Annotated in this window: 1 protein-coding gene; it reads left to right on the top strand. The window is 34.5% G+C overall.

Translation table 11 applies throughout. From position 1 onward, the window contains the following. Positions 1–72 precede the first annotated feature (72 nt). On the top strand, positions 73–345 hold a 273-nt coding region (locus EXE45_RS20770), incomplete at its 3' end, for a hypothetical protein (RefSeq protein WP_206750479.1).

Here is a 345-nt window from a genome sequence, read left to right as displayed (position 1 = left end):
AAAAGACCATCGTGTCGCGTGGGATCAGGGCGCTCTTAAAATAGTGAAAAAGGTATTCAAAAAAATATAGACATGGTCGATTTAGCGTCTTCAAAAAAAGATTCTTACTTCAATTATATCCATAGAGGTTCAATAGTATTTATTGTATTATATACATTGTTTCAGCTTTTAGTATCAGTTCCATATGGGATTCAACTCTCTGATGAGGGATTTCAATTCTATCTTGCGTGGGGGATAGGAAGCGAGAATTTGGTTCTCTATAAAGATATTTTCACTATGTATGCTCCTGGATACATTTGGGGTATAGCATCTTTCTTGGAGATATTTGGATATTCATTTTTTTCG

Origin of the sequence: Halorubrum sp. SP9, from assembly GCF_005435015.1 — an archaeon.
GTDB classification, from domain to species: Archaea; Halobacteriota; Halobacteria; order Halobacteriales; family Haloferacaceae; genus Halorubrum; species Halorubrum sodomense.
This window is presented reverse-complemented; position numbering and strand designations above follow the sequence as displayed.